Origin of the sequence: Pseudanabaena yagii GIHE-NHR1, assembly GCF_012863495.1 — a bacterium.
Taxonomy (GTDB): domain Bacteria; phylum Cyanobacteriota; class Cyanobacteriia; order Pseudanabaenales; family Pseudanabaenaceae; genus Pseudanabaena; species Pseudanabaena yagii.
In genome coordinates, this window is sequence record NZ_JAAVJL010000008.1 from 1 (window position 1) to 17,607 (window position 17,607).

Genomic DNA, 17,607 nt, shown 5'->3' on the forward strand with positions numbered 1-17,607 from the left:
AAATTAACGAATTTAAAGATGCAAAAATTATGCTTCTGATCGACGAATTCTCATATATTTATGGAGAGATTAAAAGAAATCAGATTCCAGATACTTTTATGAAATCTTGGAAGGCATTGCTAGAAAAGCGATATTTTGGTGCTATTTTAGTTGGACAAGATGTTATGCCTCAATTTATTGAAAGTTTTCCTAATGAGTTTCAAGTGGCAGAAAGCCAGCGAGTATCTTATTTGTCAACTGATGATGCTCGTAAGTTGATTATTGACCCTATTCGTATTCTAGAAACAGGCGAAAGTCGATACAAAGGAGAAGCTGTTATTAGATTAATTGAATTAACGGCAGGTAGCCCTTACTACATCCAAATTTTTTGCAATAGACTAGTTGAGTATATGAATCGCAAGAAAGCCATATATGTTACTGATGCTGATATTGAGCGAGTTAAAGAGGATCTAATTAGTGGAAATAATTCTCTTGGAGACGCTGTATTTGACAACCTAACTAGTGCTGGTGATACAAGTAGTGATAGTATACCAAAAAAAGATGCAGAGGCTGTTCTTCGTGGTGTAGCTCATGGCTCTCGTAGACAACAATTCTGTGATCGCTCTGCTATAGTTGCAAGCACTTCAGTGCCCATTGATCAGGTCTTAGAAGATCTTGTTAAAAGGGAAGTACTTGAGAAAAGTCAATCATCCCTATTTCGTATTCGAGTGAGCCTTTTTAAGGAGTGGTTACTAGCACATCAGTAAAAGAATAATAACAATAGAATGACTACCTATCCTTTTTACAATCCATTTGCTGACAACGGTAAAATTATTTATGGAGAGCAATTTGTCGGTCGTCAAAATATATTAAGAACTATTCAGCAAATTGTTATTGATTCTCCTAGACCTGGTAATTTAGCAATTGTAGGCGCTCCTAGAATTGGAAAATCTAGTCTTGCTTATCATGCGCTGATTTATCCACAACAGTTATTAATCGAAAAACGTATTTTATCGTTTAGAATTAACTTGCCTGATGTCAACAATCATGAGCAATTGTTTCGTGAATTCATCAAATCATCTCTAGAAACTATAGAAGATACTGATTTATCTAATAATGCAATACTTTTGCAAGGGTTGAGAATTTTGGAAACAGAATTCCATTGGTTAGATCTGCAAAATGAGGTGCGAAAGTTCTTTAAAAAAATTAAGCGTGTTGGTTGGCGTGTTGTTATAGTGATTGATGAGTTTGATGAGGCTCGTCATATTTTCTCTGATGGAGTAGGATTTCAGGCATTGAGAGAGCTAGCATATCAACCAGAATGGAGTGTAAGCCTAGTTACTTTGTCAAGAAGATCATTAACAGAAATCTGCAATCACTGTAGAGTAGATATATCAAACCTTCCTGGTATTTTTAAAGATGAATATCTTCAATGCTTTGATCAAGAGGAATTAGTACATCTACTACAAAAATTTAATTTGATAAATCTTGAAGTTAGTCCTGAACTTTTTGAATTTATATGGATTAATACAGGTGGACATCCATATTTAGCCTCGGCTCTGGCTTTTGAACTTTCTAAATCTTGGTTAGACAACAAAGCTTTAGATTTAGATAAGGCACTTCAAATATCAGTCTCTGAGTTTTTAAAATATTATGATGACTTAGTTAACATTCTCAAGGAAGATGGCTCTCTCGATAAGTTACTTGAGATTATATTTGGTCCTGTCATTACAGCGACAAAAGTTGACGCTGAGAGACTAGTTAAGTATGGTCTTATTCAAACTTCTATTGATGGCTATTATACTGGATTCTCTTCTCATTTTACAGATTATCTGCGATTAGTTGAGAGGTCAGTTGAACTATGGGTTCTTTGGAGAGAAACTGAAAAATACTTGCGCTTAGTAATTACTGAGGTAATGGAAAATGAGTATCAAACAAACGATTGGGTGTCAAAATTGGAGATTAGTCGTCCGAAATTAAAGACAATGTTAGAACAATGTTATCAGGCTCAGGAGAAGGAAAGGAAAAGTTTTGGTGGGCGTGCTTCAGGAAATATTTTAGATTTTACTTATCCAATGAATCTGTATGACATTATTGCAGCACACTGGAATCAATTTGAACCAATTTTAAAGCAAAACAAAAATTACTGGTCTTTATGTTTTCAACTTCTTGCCAAAGTTAGGAATCCTATGGCTCATATTCGTGATCAAGTTATAGAAACACACGAAAGACAGAAAGCTGAAGGTTATTGCAGAGAACTACTTCACCTACTAAAGCGTTAGAGATAAATATTTTAGTGATTTGGTTTGTACTTATCACTATATATAATCAAGTTAAATATTGACAATGAGAATTATATTATGAGCAAACAGAACCTAGAGAATAATCATAGTCCAAAGATTCTGCCACAAGTGGCTGAATATATCCGACTGTATACCGAAGCGAACTATCCGATTCGAGATATTGCCAAACAATGCAAAACATCAGTCTCCACCGTATACAACGCAATGGTCGCCGCAGGATTTACAGAATTTAGATCGAAACACTCACGCGCCAGCCATACGAGAATGTCGATGGAGCAGCAGGCGATCGCCTTATACCAATCAGGACTAACGAGGTCAGCGATCGTCCAAAAATTAAATGTCGCCGCCAGAACCCTCAACAAAATCCTTGAAAAGCATAATATTCCCATTCGTCGGGGCATCGATCCCGTTACCTCAGCCAATCGCGCCGCCCAATACAACAAAGCCTACAACGATTACAACTTAACCCTGCGAGAAACCGCCGAGCTATTTGGTATCTCGCATCCGATCGTATTGCAGGAACTAAAGCGCAACGGCTACCCGATCCGACAAAGCGTAGACTCCAAAAACCGTTTGAAATTAAGACTAAAACATAAATTAGGCGGTATCGCAGGATTAGCCGTACCAAAACTGACCCCAAGGCAAAGAGAGCGCCGCCAGATTTTGCTACGAATCAGACAAAGGCAAGAAGATAAACTAAAGCAAAAACGATTGGAAGGCTATACCCGCGCCCAAGAATATTGGCAACTAGTCTGCGAGGGAGGACTAGACTTTGACCAAGTAGGCGCGATGTTTGGAGTCACAGGCAAAACCGTCGAACGGATCATTAAGCGCAATGGTATTGACATCAAAGAACTATCACGGAAAGAAAAAGCCGAAGCATTCAAGGAAGACGCTGTAATCGCCAAGCAATATTGGGATCTTTACAACCAGCCCATGAGCCTAGAAAATGTGGGCAAATTATTTGGCTTAAGCGATTCCACGATTAGGCTAGTGCTGCTCAAGCATGGCTACGAAATTCGTAAACGCGGACGATTATTCAACACTGCGCCCACCATAAGGAAACCCAAAAACCCTAAAAAGTCCAAGGTGGTAGTAGTATCAGAAGAAAGTGTCGTTGCAACTTCAAACGCTTTAGACTTTTTAGCACCGAATACACCGAATTTGCCTAATACAAAAGTCAAAAAATCTACTTAAACGATGACTTAAAAAGTAAATATTACGAAATTTTGAACATTTTTGGGCAGTAAAAGTTAGCTATTGTGTTTTTTAAGTCATGTATTGCCGCACCCGAATTAACGGCGATCCTCATAGACTCTCTGGGTTTCAGGCAATACCCATAGGGCGCATAAACCTTTAGTCACATACTTGCCATTGAGAATAATTAAAGCTTCCTTGAGGTTTTGCTGATCCCGAAGGCAGGTTTTCAAAATATCCTGATTCCAGTCCACGAGATTCCTAGCTAGTTTGCCGTTGTCACTTGCCACCCACTCCAAATCCCTAGCGGATTGGGCATTTAGACTGGGTGTAGGTAAAAACAGTTTCGCGATCGCCAAGCCCGAAACCAGACCCGCCGCTAAGCCAATCATCAACATCCCTGCACAGAAACCAATGAAAGGTAAGCTAATCGCCCGCCAATATCCTTGGGATTCCTGATGCTGTTTGTTTTTGATGATATTCGCGATCGCCTGACTAATCGCCACCTCTTGCTCCTTAACCGCAGTCTCGCGCAAAGTTGCCAGAAAGTCGCGGAACTTTTGGATACCAACATCGAAGCCTTTAGCTAAGGCACTTTGGAGTAGATTTGGCGCAGTGGCAACCGTTGCCGCAACTTGGGCATTAGACAAGAAAATCGCAATGTAAGGATCGTTCTGGGGAATGCCAGACTTAGCCACAATCTCGTAGATTTTGGCTTTGACCACGGGATCATAGTCATGGATGGCAATATCCAGATAGGTTTTGTGCAAGGGATCGCTATTCATACTAGGCTTTCAATCCCTGTGGTTGTTTGGTTTTGGCGAGAAGCCCAGTGGACTCAAAAGCTTTGTATGCTTCACGTAAATATGTTTTGATTTGATTTCTGCCAATGAGTCCAAATTCAGAGTAATTTGAAGCATCCTCGAAAGTAAGATGCTTAGCATTAATTTCGATTCGCCTACCATCACTCAACTTGGGAAAGTCAATCACAGCAACGTTGTATTCAGCGATCGCTTTCTGGATCTCTTCGTGAGCTTTGAAGTAATCCCATTCATCGCAGCGCCCCCAATTTTTGATAAACACATGGGTGATATAGCCTTGATAATGTTCTAGCGACTCAGTGAATAGCTTAATTGAGTCACTTTCACCGTCACTGACAAACCACTTGATAAATGTCACGTCATGTTCCTTACCCAAATCTAGTAATCCTTTGGTGTCAATCCATTTCGCCACTGCTCGGTGAGCCTGAGCGGGTAAATTGACGACAACCGTTTTCTTGAGTGCATATTCAAAAATGGCATCAGCGACATCAGCCATTTTTTCATTTTCTGAGAAAACAGCAGTTTTAGATTCTTTGTATATATCGAGGACAGTTGGGTTACTGCGATCTGTTTCAATACTGGTGAAAGAAATTTTGTTATCGGTCAGGTATTGCAACATGGTGCGTGCGACCCAGCTTTTGCCTACACCACCTTTTTCCCCATCGATCAGGTTGATATTTGCCATAATGTTGTCTCCTATTATCTATTGAAGTACTTCAATATTTTTTGTTGTGCCAAATCATCATCGTAGTCATCATCGTCCACGGGGAGAGACTTTGGGACAATGCTTTGTGGTTTGATGGTTGCCTTACTGCTGTTTGGCTTTACTACTGAGATTGGTTCGGAGCGATCGCTATTTTCTAAATCAGCAAGCTTTGTTAATGTAGGCGGCGTATTTGGATTGGCAATACGATCCGACACGCTCATAGCCGTTTGTGGACTTACATTAGACATTAACGATTGAGTCTGGTGTAATGCTCGAACTGATTTTGCGGCGGCGCGTTTTTCTCTAGATTCAGCTTTTTTTTTTCTTCAGAGATTTTCTTGAGATACTGTCTGAGAGTCGGATTAGAAATAGTGAAATGCAGTTCATCTTTCAGCTTTTCACAGACGGCATCATAGGAATATCCCGAAGCAACTAAAGCTCTAATCCCTACTTCAAGGGTACGGATAATGTCTATCTTCTTCCTTAGTTTATTGCACTTTTGTGTGGAGTTAGCCCACTGATCGGATAAGGCTACCAACTTATCAGCGTCTAGCTCCACAAGTGTGGAATCTGAAATATTTTCAGTCATTGTTGTAACTATATTTTTCTTTCATGGTTGTTTTAAATTTAGCTAGCGCATTTCTCAGATATGGCGATCGCTCAGCAAGTTTACTAACATACTGATTTTATAAATACCTAAATCTATTAGCGCCTTTATCATAGCTATAAACAGAGAATAGTGGGTATTTTTTTGTTTTTATTTTTTTAGTTGCGAATATTAAAAGACTTTTTAAAGATACTTAATTTAAGAGTCGATAACGTAGAAGTGATGAAAAATTAATTTTTAGTATAGAGTTTTCTTGCTTTTAGTAAGAGTTTTTTTATGCTGCGATAATATATTTTTACTATTAATTTCCAAAGAAAATAACTACTGACTCCATATTTTTTGTTCGGAGTAGATATTTTTTTTCGACAGGCTCATATAATTTTTTCGACAATTTCTCACGGATCGACAACATTGAGCGAACGATTTTGCGTCGTTTGCGGTATATGTGTCGATTGCGGCAAGCTATGTTGCTTGTCGGACAAGAAATCGCACTAACGTTTGATTTTTGTTCGACAGCAACATTAACGCTTGCCAAAGGGGAATTCCCCCTTTGGATTCCCCCTTTAACAAAAAACAAAACTGTCAATTAAAAAAACTGAACCGTAACTAATTGTATGCAAATTATTTTTTGCAGATCTAAAACATTTTAAAATTCAAGTCTGCGTGAAAAAATGTAGACTATATTTGTGGCAGGCGAGTATATCTCGTCGAGTTTCTTGTTTTTGAATATTTGTTCAACAACATTTGTACAAAATAAACTTTAGGAATAGCAGTAATGACTTTATCCGTTAGATTTACGGTACGCATGACTGAAGATGAAAAAGCTTTATTGGAGGAAAAAGCAAGCAAACTGAATGTTAATTCAAGCGAATTTGTCCGATGTGCAACTTTTAACTACGATCCACCATCACCACAAATCCAAGTGGCTAGCGTTGACTGGAAGATATACCACCTGTTAGGGCAGGTTAAATTTGAGTTGAATAAAATTGGTACCAACGTTAACCAGTTAGCGCATGATGCCAATTTAAGCGTAATAATGGGGAGTCCCATGCAGTCACAACTTGAAGAACTAAATGAGTTCTCTGGCTGTCTCAATCAACTTATCGGCTTAATGTCCGAGATGAGATCTCAGATTACGGATAGTACAGGCGTAAAACCTAAGTAGGAAACAAGGATGATTGGTAAAATTATTAAGGGAAGTGGCTTTCAAGGTTGTCTGTGTTATGTGATGGGGAAAACTGGCGCAGCGGTGATCGATACGAATATGGATGGAAATAATCCATATAGTCTAGCGACTGAGTTTTCTCTATCATGGCAACTGCGCCCTAAACTAGGGCATACAGTTTGCCACATAATCCTCAGTCTCAGTCCTGATGAGCATCTTAATGATGTTTCTTGGCAGAAGGCGATCGCGCAATATCTTAAAGAAATGGGATTCACTAACAATCAGTACATAGCTGTAAAGCATACTGACCAAGAAAATCACGAACATATTCATTTAGTAACCAGTCGAGTGAAGATGGATGGTTCCGTTGTCTCAGATAGCTGGGACTGGATTCGTAGCCAAGATGTAATCCGAAAATTGGAAAAAGACTTTGAATTAGAGTCAGTACCTTCAAGTTGGGAAAGCGATCGCCAAGAGCAAACTAAAAACCAGATTGAAAATGAGAAACAAACGGGCAAGTCTACAGTCAAGAGGCAACTTGCAGACAGGATTGACCTAGCCATAACGAACACCACAGCACTGCCAGATTTTATTGAGCAGTTAAATCGTGAAGGGATTGAAGTCAAGGTTGACCGAGATCGCAAGGGAAAACCTAAAGGTATTGCTTATAAATTCGATGGTGTGAGCATGGCTGGCTCAAGCGTAGGCAAGGCTTATTCATTGCCGCGTATTTTAAAACGGCTGGATAATGTTTCTGAGCGGGGAATCCAACTTAGTACTTCTGACTTTGTATCTCATATATCGCTGGTAATCAGGGAGCAAGTAAAAGCAGGAATGACCATGCCCCAGTTTGTTGAGCAGCTTCGACAATCAGGAGTGGATGCTCATGTCAAATACACCCGCAATAAGAAGGTTAAGGGTATTTCCTATAGTTTTGGAGATAACAGCATTCAAGGTAATGAATTGGGAAAAGAGTTTAGCTGGGGCGGACTCCAGAAGCATTTACAGGTAAGTTACGATCCAGTGCGGGATATGCCAATTATTCTGGAGATGCAGGGAGCTAATTCTAAGGCGACAAGTCAAGAATCTCTTCCTCAAGTATCCGAAGGACTACCAGATAGTTTATTTGCCGAGCTTGCGCTGGAACTAGAAAGACTGCGATCTCTACGATTACCCAACCCAATTCAGCCCGAGAATGTGATTGAGAATAAGCTCTCAATCACCCCAGAACATGAAGGCATGGATAAAGCTCATCTGGTCGCCGCGCTCTGCCATCAACTTCTTAATGAACTAGGGGCTGATAATTTTGGAGAAACGGGCAAGAATTCTTACAGTATCCAACGAAGTGGAGATGCTCTGACAGTTGAGAGTTTACGAGGCGATCGCCAGATCATCTTGCAGGTCAAGGGACAGGAAATTGAATTTGCCAATTTAAGCGAATTTGATATCCAACAATTTGAGCAGGCTTGGCAGTATCGATCTCAAGCACAGCAACAAAGTATTGACTCACAAGCCAAAATTGGATGAGCTACCATGAGACAGTTTTGCGTCTTGCTAAAGCACGGTACAAAATAGAGATCGCCCATTCCCACGTCTGATGATCAAAAATTCACTATGCATATAGATCCCAGCACAACATCCTCCCAAGACAACTACAAACTATTAACAAATCTGGTAGTCCCCCGCCCGATCGCATGGGTAACCACCCAAAATAGCGAAGGAGTGATCAACCTTGCCCCCTTCAGTTTCTTTAACGCGATCGGTAGCAATCCCCTATACCTCGTCATCAGCATAGGCAACAAAGACGATGGCAGCCCAAAAGATACCGCCGCCAATATTATCGCTAATCGAGAATTTGTCGTTAATCTCGTAACAGAAGATTTATTAAGCGCGATGAACATCTCCGCCGCCAACTTCCCAGCCGAAGAGAGCGAACTCACCGCCGTTGGACTCCATGAAGCCGAATCGAAACGAGTCAAAGTTCCCCGCATCGCTGAAGCGAAAGCAAGTTTAGAATGTGTACTGCATAGCCAACAGCCATTAGGAGCCTACAATCTAATCATCGGTGAAGTCGTGATGTTTCATGTGGATGACAGCATCATTGGCGATCGCTACCATATAGATGGATTTACGCCCATCGGTAGAATGGGTTCACCTGCCTACTATTGTCGGACAACTGATAAATTCGACCTCCCACGCATTTCCTACGAGCAATGGCAACAAGAGAATCAAATCGGTTAACGTAGAGCATTAGCAAACAAGAAACCAACCAATGAAAACCAGAAAACTAGGCAATCAAGGACTAGAAGTATCCGAACTGGGACTCGGCTGTATGGGAATGTCTGAGTTTTATGGCAGTGGGGATGAACAAGAAGCGATCGCCACAATTCACCATGCTCTTGACCTCGGTGTGAACTTTCTCGATGCCGCCGATATGTACGGTCCCTTCACCAACGAAAAGCTAGTCGGTCGAGCCATCAAGGATCGCCGAGATCGCGTCATTCTCGCCACTAAATTCGGTAATGTCCGTAGTGCTGAAGGAGGATGGCTCGGTATTAACGGGAAACCAGAATATGTGAGACAGTCTTGTGATGCGTCACTACAGCGCTTAGGAGTAGATGTCATCGACCTCTACTATCAACACCGTGTTGACATAACCGTACCCATTGAAGAAACCGTTGGCGCAATGGCAGAACTAGTCCAACAAGGGAAAGTCCGATATCTAGGGCTATCCGAAGCCGCCCCCGCTACAATCCGCCGCGCTCAAGCAATCCATTCTATTTCTGCTCTACAAACAGAATATTCCCTATGGAGTCGAGATCCTGAAGATGAGATCCTACCAACATTGCGAGAATTAGGAATTGGCTTTGTACCCTATAGTCCCTTAGGTAGAGGATTCCTCACAGGAGCGATCGCTAGTCCTGATGATTTTGCTCCCGATGACTTTCGGCGGAGATCGCCACGCTTTCAAGGCGAGAACTTTGCCAAGAATCTCGAATTAGTAGAACAGGTAAAAGCGATCGCTAATGAAAAAGGAATCACCGCAGGACAGTTAGCCCTAGCATGGCTCTTGGCTCAAGGCGATGATATTGTGCCAATCCCTGGAACCAAACGCCGTAAATATCTCGAAGAAAATATCGGTGCGGCTACAGTGACTTTGACTGCTGAAGATATCCATCGCATTAATGCCGTAGCACCTCAAGGTATTGCCGCAGGCGATCGCTATCCTGTCCAAAGTATGAGTGCGCTCAATCGTTAAGTCTACTTGCTTGAAACATAGACGGGACAGATCGCCATGTGCCTTCTAGGGCTAAAGTCTGTCCTGCTTGAATATTGGCAAAGTTACCGACTACGGTGATTAGGTCTTGAGCCTTGGGTACTTTTAGCCGCGCTACGGTATAGCCTGTCTCTTCGGAGTGAAAGGTGAGGCGTTCGATGATGCCTTGGAGGTAGTCGGTGTTGTCAGGCATGAACCAAAAGGATGGATAAATGTAGCGATCGCTTTACCATTATTAGCTAAAATGTTGTAATGCTACAATTGATTGGCGATCGCTCAAATTAACCAGCGCAAACGATTATGTTATAGACAATCCAAAGGTAGTGAAGCAAGACAAACGACTCTCTATCTATCCATTAGATTCTGATGTGATTGAGAAAAGTGTCAACCTCACTTCTATCAATGAGATGCATGATCGCCAGATTGTATCAACGGCTTTGGTGGTAGAGGAGCAAGGAAATCAGGTAGCTCTTTTAAGTTGTGATCTCAGTATTTGTGCTGCGAATTTAGTTAGGATTGTTTGGTAGTTTGGCTAGGGCGATCGCTGTCTCGCCCACAATACAAGTACATTCAATAGTTAAGGCTAATTTCTCGAAAATTAAGATAAGTGCTACAAATTGTTCAGCTTTTCCAGTATCTCCTCTTTTTCTTTTTTTAGGTTTTTATTAGTAATATCAATTGCTGGTTGAAAAATATTCATATCCATTTCAAAATGATTGAACTCATTGAGTAGTGTTTTTCTGGAAAGAAAGAATACACGATTTTCTGTGTCAGACAGATTATTTGAACCTCTTGGAAATGAGGCAGTAATAATATTAGTCAACATATTGTGCCTATTAGTATTTATTGAGAACTTATCGACAAGTTTCTTTTCTACTGAAAGTCTTAAAAATAAATATGTTAAGGTATGCATTAATGTTTTGTTTAGCAAAGGAAATCTATCAACTTTTAAGATTGTTTCAACACCATCTACGTCATAGGAAATAACATCCATTGCTGAAATACTATAATCGTTTTCAATCACATCTGTTTCAAACAGATCATTATATATACTTGCAATGTTAACAATGTTATTGTTGTATCCGTGCATAAGTTTGGTCAGTTCATTTTTTAGTGTAGTATTTCCAATTATTTGACAGTAACCACGCATGAAGGGGACAATTGCAATTAGAAATGCACGTTCATTGATAATATATTGTTTAATATCACCTCTTAATAAGTTGATAAACTCATGTAAATATAATATAATTTTTTGCTCGTGTTGATTAATAAAAATGAAACCATTTTCTTCACCATTTGTATTGTTTAAAAAGTATAAATTAAAACAATTTTTTCGTTGATGTTCTAAGAGCTTTATTAAATCAGTATTATGTGTCAAGATTATAGTCTTCTTAGAATCAAGAATTTGCAGAATAGAATATGCAATTTTATTTTTATATATTGAATCAAAGCTAGAAATTGGATCATCAAGAATGATAAAGTCTTCGGAAACTTTTTTGGCTTTCAATAACTCAAATGCAAGAGAAAGAAAGTTTTGTTCTCCATTACTTAACATTAAAGATTTGCGTTCCTCATTTAGAAATTCTCTACCTCCAAAAAGTAATTTCAAATTTTCATTTTCATCCCTTTCTAACGAGATTCTTTTATCGAGACAATCATTCAGAAACTTCTCAATAAAGATAATGTCTTCATCTGCAAATCTTGGTCTTTCTTGTACAAGATTGTTGTATTCATCAAAAATGGCATTGAGATTGCTTTCTCTTACTTTATTAACAAATAAGTTGGTGATTAATATTCCATATGCTTTCTTGTAGTTATTAATTTCTTCATATACCTCTCTTAATCTTTCGACTGCACAGTTTTTTAACGCTTCTTTTAAACATGAATTAATTCCAAATAAATCATCATTATCATTATTTTTTTGAATGATTTTTTCGATGATTTTTTTTGCGTGTTCAGTTAAATTTTCAATAAAATGCCTCTTTTGTGCAGCCTTTTTCTCAATAAGCGTTAGTGTTTCAATTTGTGTTTCGCAAACGATACATTCATTTGAGTGTTGGTACTTTTTGAGAATGTGAATTGCATCGTCACTTTCTTCTATTTTTTCAATATTTTCTTCTGTTGTAAATAAAGACAAATCAACTTCTGAACAAAAATTTTTAATGATTGATTCATTATTTTTACTATAGTCACTGATAAACAATGCTAGTTTTTCTTCCCTAATTGGTGGGATTTCAATTTCTTCAAGACTATTAATATAATTTAGGAAATCATCTCGACCAATAGTTTTACCTTTTGATTTTGAATTAGCAATATCTGAAATATATCCCTTTAGTCTATCGTCCGTTACTAGCTCCTCAAAATTATGACTCTTAGTCTTAATTTGATATTTGTCTTTTAATTCTTTTACTAATAAGTCGAAAAGATGCTTAAATCCTTCTTCAAGTTGCCTTTTAAGTTCGTATTCTCTTTTTATGTTGTCACCAAGAATAAAATCTTCCGTACTTCCCTGAATTATGTTGCGACCATTTTGGTCATTTATAACATGAAATACCTTTGTCTCTCTCTCAGTGTGTGTTGTGCTGTTAATTTCAATAGTGTACTCGGCTTGTTTATCCTGATTCAATACAAGTGCTAGACTGGTTTTTCCTGTACCGTTGGGACCATATACAACAACAAATTTCTTTGAATCAAATGATATTTCATTATTTGCTGATAAATTTCCGAAATCATCAGTAAATATATTCTCTCTAATAATTTTTTTGATGTTTATTTTCATTTAAAATTCTTTATATTTGGTGATATATGGGTATTAGGTGATTCAATGTTTCAGTTTATACACTTTGTAATTTAATCACAAATATGTCAATCAGGAAGCCTTCTCTAAATACTAAGCCTATTTCCCGTAATTACTAGAGATCATCCTTATTTTCCTGAAAACTAAAACAACGACTACCCTAAACTCGTCTCAAGCTCGATCGCTGAAAACTTAATCTCAACCTTCTGATTGAGAGCGCCAGCAATTTTCTGTAACATTGACAGCGAATGCCCATCATAATCAGCATCCTCAAGCAAGAGCGATCGCCGATTGCTTAGGTTTGATGAGAGGCGATCGCACTGTAGATTCAGCGATCGGCAGTATAAAATATAACTACGATAAGAGGATAATCATCATGATGATCGCAATACCAAACGCACTAACAGATAACCGTATCCGCTACGTCACCAACATCGAAGGCAAAACAATCGATGTAATTGTCCCCGTTGAACTTTGGCAACAAATCATTAATTCCATCAACATTGATAGCAACCTATCTCAACAACAAGAAGATAATCTCGAATCCTTCTCTTTACAAAATTTAGAACAATGCTATGGAGAAGACGAACCTGAGTACTCATTGGATTTAATCAAAGAACACAACAGCAATTATGCAAGAAAGTAAAATTATTCTTACCCCTATTCCACAATCCAATGGAGCCATCAAAAATCGTCCTGCACTAGTTCTCAGGAAAATGCCAAAATATCAAGATCTTTTAGTTTGTGGAGTAAGTACCCAACTAAAGCAATATATCCCTAATTTTGACGAAATCATTTCTCCTAATGATGCTGACTTTGAATTAAGCGGCTTAACTAGTCCTTCGGTCATCCGATTAAGCTTTCTAACCGTCATCCCTAATAAAAATGTAATTGGAGCGATCGGCAATATTTCCATAGAGAGATATCAACGCCTTATCGCAAACCTAGCTAACTATTTGACTCAAAATGAACACAACTTTAAGCAACTGTAACGCCCTTATCAAAGAAGGTTAGATAATTCAATGGCAACCACAGATAAAACCCTAGATTCATGGCGCAAAACCCTAGAAACTCTGCTCCAATATTATGCCGATCTTCCCTATCGCTATGGAGACGTGAATGCTTACGTTGTCGTTAGCCGCGATCGCAACCACTTCATGCTGATGCGCGAAGGATGGGAAAACAGTAGACGAGTACATGGATGCGTTGTTCATGGTGAAATTCGTAACGACAAAATCTGGATTCACTATGATGGTATCGAAGATGGCATTACTGAAGAACTGGTTGCCGCAGGAGTTCCCAAGGATCATATTGTCCTAGCTTTTCATCCGCCTCAAGTAAGAGCGCATACTGGATATGCTTTGGCGTAAGCTCTGAGATGATCACATCGTAAAACAGCGATCGCCTAAAGCTCAATTCAAAAAACAGCCCAACCACTCAATCAAGAAATGCACCTGCTTATCCCCAGGGAGGAGAGCCAGACTCGTGATCTTAATTCTGCCCTTCTCGAAAGAGAAACGATAATAGAACTCAATCGGGATCTTCGCATGAAGCAACTCCCAAAGCGAATCCGTCAGCTTCGATTCTAGAAACAGATCGCGCCCATCCTCCGACGCATAAATGCGAAACACCCCAACCTTACGCGCCACCAACTTCAGTTCCATCACCCTGAGTAACACCTGAGTTTCTTCAGGCAAAGCCCCATACAGACCCTCCCAAACCGCAGCCAACTTGAGAATCTCCTCCTTCGACTTCACCTTCGCCAAAGTCAAATAAGCATTAATCTTCGTCTCATTGTCCTCTATGTAAGTGTCAGGAATAAAAGCAACCAAACGAGGCAACTGAAGCTCAGTATCCGCAACTTCAGGCAAAATCTTCCCCCGTAACTCATTAATATATTCCTGAAGCAAATCCATATATAGCGCAAAGCCAATCACATCCGCCTGACCCGACTGCTCCTCACCCAACAAATCCCCCAACCCACGAATCTCCATATCGCGCATCGCCAGTTGATAGCCCGAACCAAGCTGACTAAATTCCTGAATCGCATCCAATCTCCTCTTCGCTGAATCTGTCAACTCAAGATTAGGCGGATACAGCAAATAGGCCTGAGCCTGAATTCCCGCCCGACCAACGCGACCGCGTAATTGATAAAGTTGCGCCAAACCCAACTTATGAGCATCCTCAATCACAATCGTATTCACACGCGGAATATCCAAACCCGACTCAATAATCGTCGTACAGAGGAGAATATCCGCCTCATTGTTATTAAAAGCAACCATCGCCGACTCTAACTCCGACTCCTGCATCTGCCCATGCGCGATCGCTAATCTCACATTCGGTAACATTGTTTGCAAAGAAACAGCGATCGCCTCAATCCCCTCAATACGTGGCACAACATAAAACACCTGACCACCACGGTCTAATTCATGACGAATTGCTGTTTTCACCAGTGACGCATCATAAGCAGACAAATGGGTTTGAATCGATCGCCTTGAGGGAGGAGGAGTCGCAATCACACTCATTTCCCGTACCCCAGAAAGCGCTGCATAGAGAGTACGCGGAATCGGCGTAGCACTCAGAGTCAATAAATCCACATCTCCCTTCATCGCCTTGATTTTCTCCTTCTGCAAAGTCCCAAAGCGTTGCTCCTCATCAATTACCAGCAAACCCAGATCGTGAAACTCAACATCCTTAGACAAAAGCTGATGCGTACCGACAATGACTTGCACCTTGCTATCGGCAACCTGTTGCAACACCTGCTTGCGCTCCTTCGCAGGGCGAAACCGATTCACGATCTCCACAGTGAAAGGATAAGCCGCAAACCGAGTTTGGAGCGTATGGAAATGCTGCTGTGCCAGAATCGTCGTCGGAGCTAACAGAGCCACTTGTTTACCCGCACAAACCGCCTTAAAAATTGCTCTTACCGCCACCTCTGTTTTACCGAAGCCGACATCACCACAAACCAGCCGATCCATTGGGCGATCGCTTTCCATGTCTTGCTTCACATCTTGAACAGCCTTGACCTGATCTGGTGTCAGTTGATAGGGAAAAGAATCCTCCATTTCCTGTTGCCAATCGGTATCAGGTGGAAAAGCATAGCCGACTAAATTGGCGCGGCGGACATAGAGTTGCAGTAAATCCCTTGCTAACTTGTAAATCTCCTTTTGACATTTGCTCAGGGCGTTATCCCAGCCCTTTGTGTTGGCGATGCTATTTAACTTAGGAGGCTTGTTAGAAGCACTACGATAGCGGGAGAGGATCTTCTCATTTTCTGGCGCGATCGCCACCGCAGTTTTACCATCAGCAAACTCAACGATGTAATGCGGTTGCTTTTCTCCCTTCACTTCAATGGTTTCAAAGCGCGTAAACTTGCCAATCCCATACTTACGATGCACGACATAATCACCAACATTTAGCTCGTCAGGATTAACTGACTTAGCCGTATTCAATCGTGAAGGATGCACAAAGGTTGGTGATGCTAGTAATTGCTGTCCGAATAATTCGCGATCTGTCAAGAGGGCAAGCTTACAACTAGGCAAAACAAAGCCTTGCATCTCCATCAGTCCCGAATATTTTAAAATCACTGGTTTACCAGCTTTCTGAATTCGTGCAATTGACTGTAAATCATCAGGATCACTGACAAAGTTAGCAATACAGTCATACTCTTTGAGCAAGGTTGCCACACGCAAAGGTTGCGCCGAAATCAGGGTGACTTGATATTCTGAGTTGAGATATTCGCGAATCAGGGCTGCAATCTGGTCAAACTGATGGGGAACTATGGGAATAGAGGCACTGGCAAAATCAAAAATATTGGCTCTGGGTTTAAGCGATCGCTCGCTAAGTTGAAGCATCTGAAACTTCTTCGCCTCAGTCATGCACTTAGTAAAGTCCCAATGCAGTTTCGGTGTATCGGCTTGCGATTGATTTTGATAAAGTTCTTCCGCAGCTTCGTACCAGCGATCGCCATAGCTCTGACATTGTTCGGGTTCATCAATAGCGACAATAAAATCCTTGGGTAAGTAATCCAGTAATGTGGCTTTATGAGTATAAACAAACTCATACAAATCGACAGGGGCGATCGCTATGCTGGATAGGTCAGTGAAGCTTTTAGGATTAGTTGGGTCAAACTCTCTGATTTTCTCGACAGTGCCGCGATTGCAGCTTAGGCGCACTGGTAGATTTCGATTAACTGGAAATACTTCAAAACTAAATCCTTTGTGGCTCCATTGTTTTGATTCCTTTACTTCTTTGACTTCTTCATATCCTAATCTTGCCAGAGCCTCGGCAAGTAATTTAACTGATTGCGAATCACCGATATTGAGATAGAGGCTATGTTTTTGGAAAACTTGAGTGGATGGTAGATGGGGTTGTAGAGCGTTAATGGTGGTAGCGATCGCTAAGTTATGCTGTGGTTTGGCAAGCAGCTCTGCTAATATCTCAATCCTTGTCCAAGCGGTTTCTAAATCGATTTGAGCGGATTCGTAGGGAAATGTATCAAGGGGTTGATATAGATAGACGCGCCATGACATGGACTGGAGTTGTAAAGCCCATCGGGTTGCTTCTTCGACTGTGGCAGTGACGATGAGTAATGGTTTGGTTTGTTGTTGGCATAGGTGGGTGCTAATCAGTCCTTTGCCTAAGCGGGATAGTCCTGACAGGGATATGCTTTTGGCTGTTTTGAGTTTCTCGCCTATTTTTGTGGCGATCGGCGATCGGGCTATGTTCTCTAGGACTGATGTGAAGGTCATGGGT

Annotated in this window: 16 protein-coding genes and 3 pseudogenes; 11 read left to right on the forward strand and 8 right to left on the reverse strand. The window is 40.4% G+C overall.

The window, feature by feature from the left end:
- From HC246_RS24975 to HC246_RS24985, 3 genes and pseudogenes are all read left to right on the forward strand, one after another.
- Positions 1-746 (forward strand): annotated as a pseudogene (locus HC246_RS24975) (tetratricopeptide repeat protein); the annotation flags it as partial.
- Positions 747-764: 18 nt separating this feature from the next.
- Positions 765-2,261 (forward strand): ATP-binding protein, encoded by a 1,497-nt coding sequence (locus tag HC246_RS24980; protein WP_169366134.1) that lies wholly within the window; start codon positions 765-767, stop codon positions 2,259-2,261.
- Positions 2,262-2,339: 78 nt separating this feature from the next.
- A complete protein-coding gene (locus HC246_RS24985) occupies positions 2,340-3,479 on the forward strand; it encodes a MurR/RpiR family transcriptional regulator (RefSeq protein WP_169366135.1) in 1,140 nt (379 codons plus the stop codon).
- A 98-nt stretch (positions 3,480-3,577) separates the two neighbouring features.
- Here HC246_RS24985 and HC246_RS24990 read toward each other — a convergent pair whose 3' ends face one another.
- The 4 genes from HC246_RS24990 to HC246_RS25005 are packed head-to-tail and all read right to left on the reverse strand — an operon-like array spanning position 3,578 to position 5,595.
- Positions 3,578-4,264, reverse strand: coding sequence for a DUF6753 family protein (locus HC246_RS24990; RefSeq protein ID WP_169366136.1), 687 nt, complete (start codon positions 4,262-4,264; stop codon positions 3,578-3,580).
- 1 nt (position 4,265) lies between these two features.
- Positions 4,266-4,985 (reverse strand): P-loop NTPase family protein, encoded by a 720-nt coding sequence (locus HC246_RS24995; RefSeq protein ID WP_169366137.1) that lies wholly within the window; start codon positions 4,983-4,985, stop codon positions 4,266-4,268.
- A gap of 14 nt (positions 4,986-4,999) precedes the next feature.
- Positions 5,000-5,227: a hypothetical protein gene (locus HC246_RS25000; protein WP_169366138.1), complete on the reverse strand. Its 228-nt coding sequence runs from the start codon at positions 5,225-5,227 to the stop codon at positions 5,000-5,002.
- A 26-nt stretch (positions 5,228-5,253) separates the two neighbouring features.
- Positions 5,254-5,595 (reverse strand): hypothetical protein, encoded by a 342-nt coding sequence (locus HC246_RS25005; protein WP_094536122.1) that lies wholly within the window; start codon positions 5,593-5,595, stop codon positions 5,254-5,256.
- Positions 5,596-6,388: 793 nt separating this feature from the next.
- On the opposite strand from HC246_RS25005, the gene HC246_RS25010 reads away from it, so the two are divergent.
- From HC246_RS25010 to HC246_RS25025, 4 genes are all read left to right on the forward strand, one after another.
- On the forward strand, positions 6,389-6,778 hold the full coding sequence (locus HC246_RS25010; protein WP_169366139.1) for a plasmid mobilization protein: 390 nt from the start codon (positions 6,389-6,391) through the stop codon (positions 6,776-6,778).
- Between the two features lie 9 nt (positions 6,779-6,787).
- Positions 6,788-8,305 (forward strand): relaxase/mobilization nuclease domain-containing protein, encoded by a 1,518-nt coding sequence (locus HC246_RS25015; RefSeq protein ID WP_169366140.1) that lies wholly within the window; start codon positions 6,788-6,790, stop codon positions 8,303-8,305.
- Positions 8,306-8,392: 87 nt separating this feature from the next.
- Positions 8,393-9,019 carry a flavin reductase family protein gene (locus HC246_RS25020; protein ID WP_169366141.1) on the forward strand — a complete coding sequence of 209 codons (627 nt, stop codon included), beginning with the start codon at positions 8,393-8,395 and terminating at the stop codon, positions 9,017-9,019.
- A gap of 31 nt (positions 9,020-9,050) precedes the next feature.
- Positions 9,051-10,037 carry an aldo/keto reductase gene (locus tag HC246_RS25025; protein ID WP_169366142.1) on the forward strand — a complete coding sequence of 329 codons (987 nt, stop codon included), beginning with the start codon at positions 9,051-9,053 and terminating at the stop codon, positions 10,035-10,037.
- A gap of 22 nt (positions 10,038-10,059) precedes the next feature.
- Here HC246_RS25025 and HC246_RS25030 read toward each other — a convergent pair.
- Positions 10,060-10,248: pseudogene (locus HC246_RS25030) on the reverse strand (YrrC family ATP-dependent DNA helicase); the annotation flags it as partial.
- A gap of 130 nt (positions 10,249-10,378) precedes the next feature.
- On the opposite strand from HC246_RS25030, the gene HC246_RS25035 reads away from it, so the two are divergent.
- Positions 10,379-10,582: a hypothetical protein gene (locus tag HC246_RS25035; RefSeq protein ID WP_169366143.1), complete on the forward strand. Its 204-nt coding sequence runs from the start codon at positions 10,379-10,381 to the stop codon at positions 10,580-10,582.
- 83 nt (positions 10,583-10,665) lie between these two features.
- Here HC246_RS25035 and HC246_RS25040 read toward each other — a convergent pair whose 3' ends face one another.
- Positions 10,666-12,834 carry an AAA family ATPase gene (locus HC246_RS25040; protein WP_169366144.1) on the reverse strand — a complete coding sequence of 723 codons (2,169 nt, stop codon included), beginning with the start codon at positions 12,832-12,834 and terminating at the stop codon, positions 10,666-10,668.
- Between the two features lie 173 nt (positions 12,835-13,007).
- Positions 13,008-13,127, reverse strand: a pseudogene (locus HC246_RS27100) (helix-turn-helix domain-containing protein); the annotation flags it as partial.
- On the opposite strand from HC246_RS27100, the gene HC246_RS25045 reads away from it, so the two are divergent.
- The 3 genes from HC246_RS25045 to HC246_RS25055 are packed head-to-tail and all read left to right on the forward strand — an operon-like array spanning position 13,091 to position 14,222.
- Complete coding sequence (locus tag HC246_RS25045) at positions 13,091-13,498, forward strand: hypothetical protein (protein ID WP_169366145.1); 408 nt, start codon at positions 13,091-13,093, stop codon at positions 13,496-13,498. The pseudogene HC246_RS27100 and the gene HC246_RS25045 overlap by 37 nt on opposite strands.
- Positions 13,485-13,844 carry a type II toxin-antitoxin system PemK/MazF family toxin gene (locus HC246_RS25050; protein ID WP_169366146.1) on the forward strand — a complete coding sequence of 120 codons (360 nt, stop codon included), beginning with the start codon at positions 13,485-13,487 and terminating at the stop codon, positions 13,842-13,844. The genes HC246_RS25045 and HC246_RS25050 overlap by 14 nt, the downstream gene beginning before the upstream one ends.
- A 30-nt stretch (positions 13,845-13,874) precedes the next feature.
- Complete coding sequence (locus HC246_RS25055; RefSeq protein WP_169366147.1) at positions 13,875-14,222, forward strand: XisI protein; 348 nt, start codon at positions 13,875-13,877, stop codon at positions 14,220-14,222.
- A gap of 42 nt (positions 14,223-14,264) precedes the next feature.
- On the opposite strand, the gene mfd is transcribed toward HC246_RS25055, so the two are convergent.
- The gene (gene mfd, locus HC246_RS25060; protein ID WP_169366148.1) at positions 14,265-17,603 is read right to left on the reverse strand and encodes a transcription-repair coupling factor; all 3,339 of its coding nucleotides are present in this window, start codon (positions 17,601-17,603) and stop codon (positions 14,265-14,267) included.
- Positions 17,604-17,607 lie beyond the last annotated feature (4 nt).

Coding starts and splice junctions, on each gene's coding strand:
- HC246_RS24995 (WP_169366137.1), bottom strand. CDS start 4,985: ATGGCAAATATCAACCTGATCGATGGGGAAAAAGGTGGTGTAGGCAAA.
- HC246_RS25050 (WP_169366146.1), top strand. CDS start 13,485: ATGCAAGAAAGTAAAATTATTCTTACCCCTATTCCACAATCCAATGGA.
- HC246_RS25040 (WP_169366144.1), bottom strand. CDS start 12,834: ATGAAAATAAACATCAAAAAAATTATTAGAGAGAATATATTTACTGAT.
- HC246_RS25000 (WP_169366138.1), bottom strand. CDS start 5,227: ATGAGCGTGTCGGATCGTATTGCCAATCCAAATACGCCGCCTACATTA.
- HC246_RS25015 (WP_169366140.1), top strand. CDS start 6,788: ATGATTGGTAAAATTATTAAGGGAAGTGGCTTTCAAGGTTGTCTGTGT.
- HC246_RS25020 (WP_169366141.1), top strand. CDS start 8,393: ATGCATATAGATCCCAGCACAACATCCTCCCAAGACAACTACAAACTA.
- HC246_RS25005 (WP_094536122.1), bottom strand. CDS start 5,595: ATGACTGAAAATATTTCAGATTCCACACTTGTGGAGCTAGACGCTGAT.
- HC246_RS25025 (WP_169366142.1), top strand. CDS start 9,051: ATGAAAACCAGAAAACTAGGCAATCAAGGACTAGAAGTATCCGAACTG.
- HC246_RS24985 (WP_169366135.1), top strand. CDS start 2,340: ATGAGCAAACAGAACCTAGAGAATAATCATAGTCCAAAGATTCTGCCA.
- mfd (WP_169366148.1), bottom strand. CDS start 17,603: ATGACCTTCACATCAGTCCTAGAGAACATAGCCCGATCGCCGATCGCC.
- HC246_RS25055 (WP_169366147.1), top strand. CDS start 13,875: ATGGCAACCACAGATAAAACCCTAGATTCATGGCGCAAAACCCTAGAA.
- HC246_RS24990 (WP_169366136.1), bottom strand. CDS start 4,264: ATGAATAGCGATCCCTTGCACAAAACCTATCTGGATATTGCCATCCAT.
- HC246_RS24980 (WP_169366134.1), top strand. CDS start 765: ATGACTACCTATCCTTTTTACAATCCATTTGCTGACAACGGTAAAATT.
- HC246_RS25010 (WP_169366139.1), top strand. CDS start 6,389: ATGACTTTATCCGTTAGATTTACGGTACGCATGACTGAAGATGAAAAA.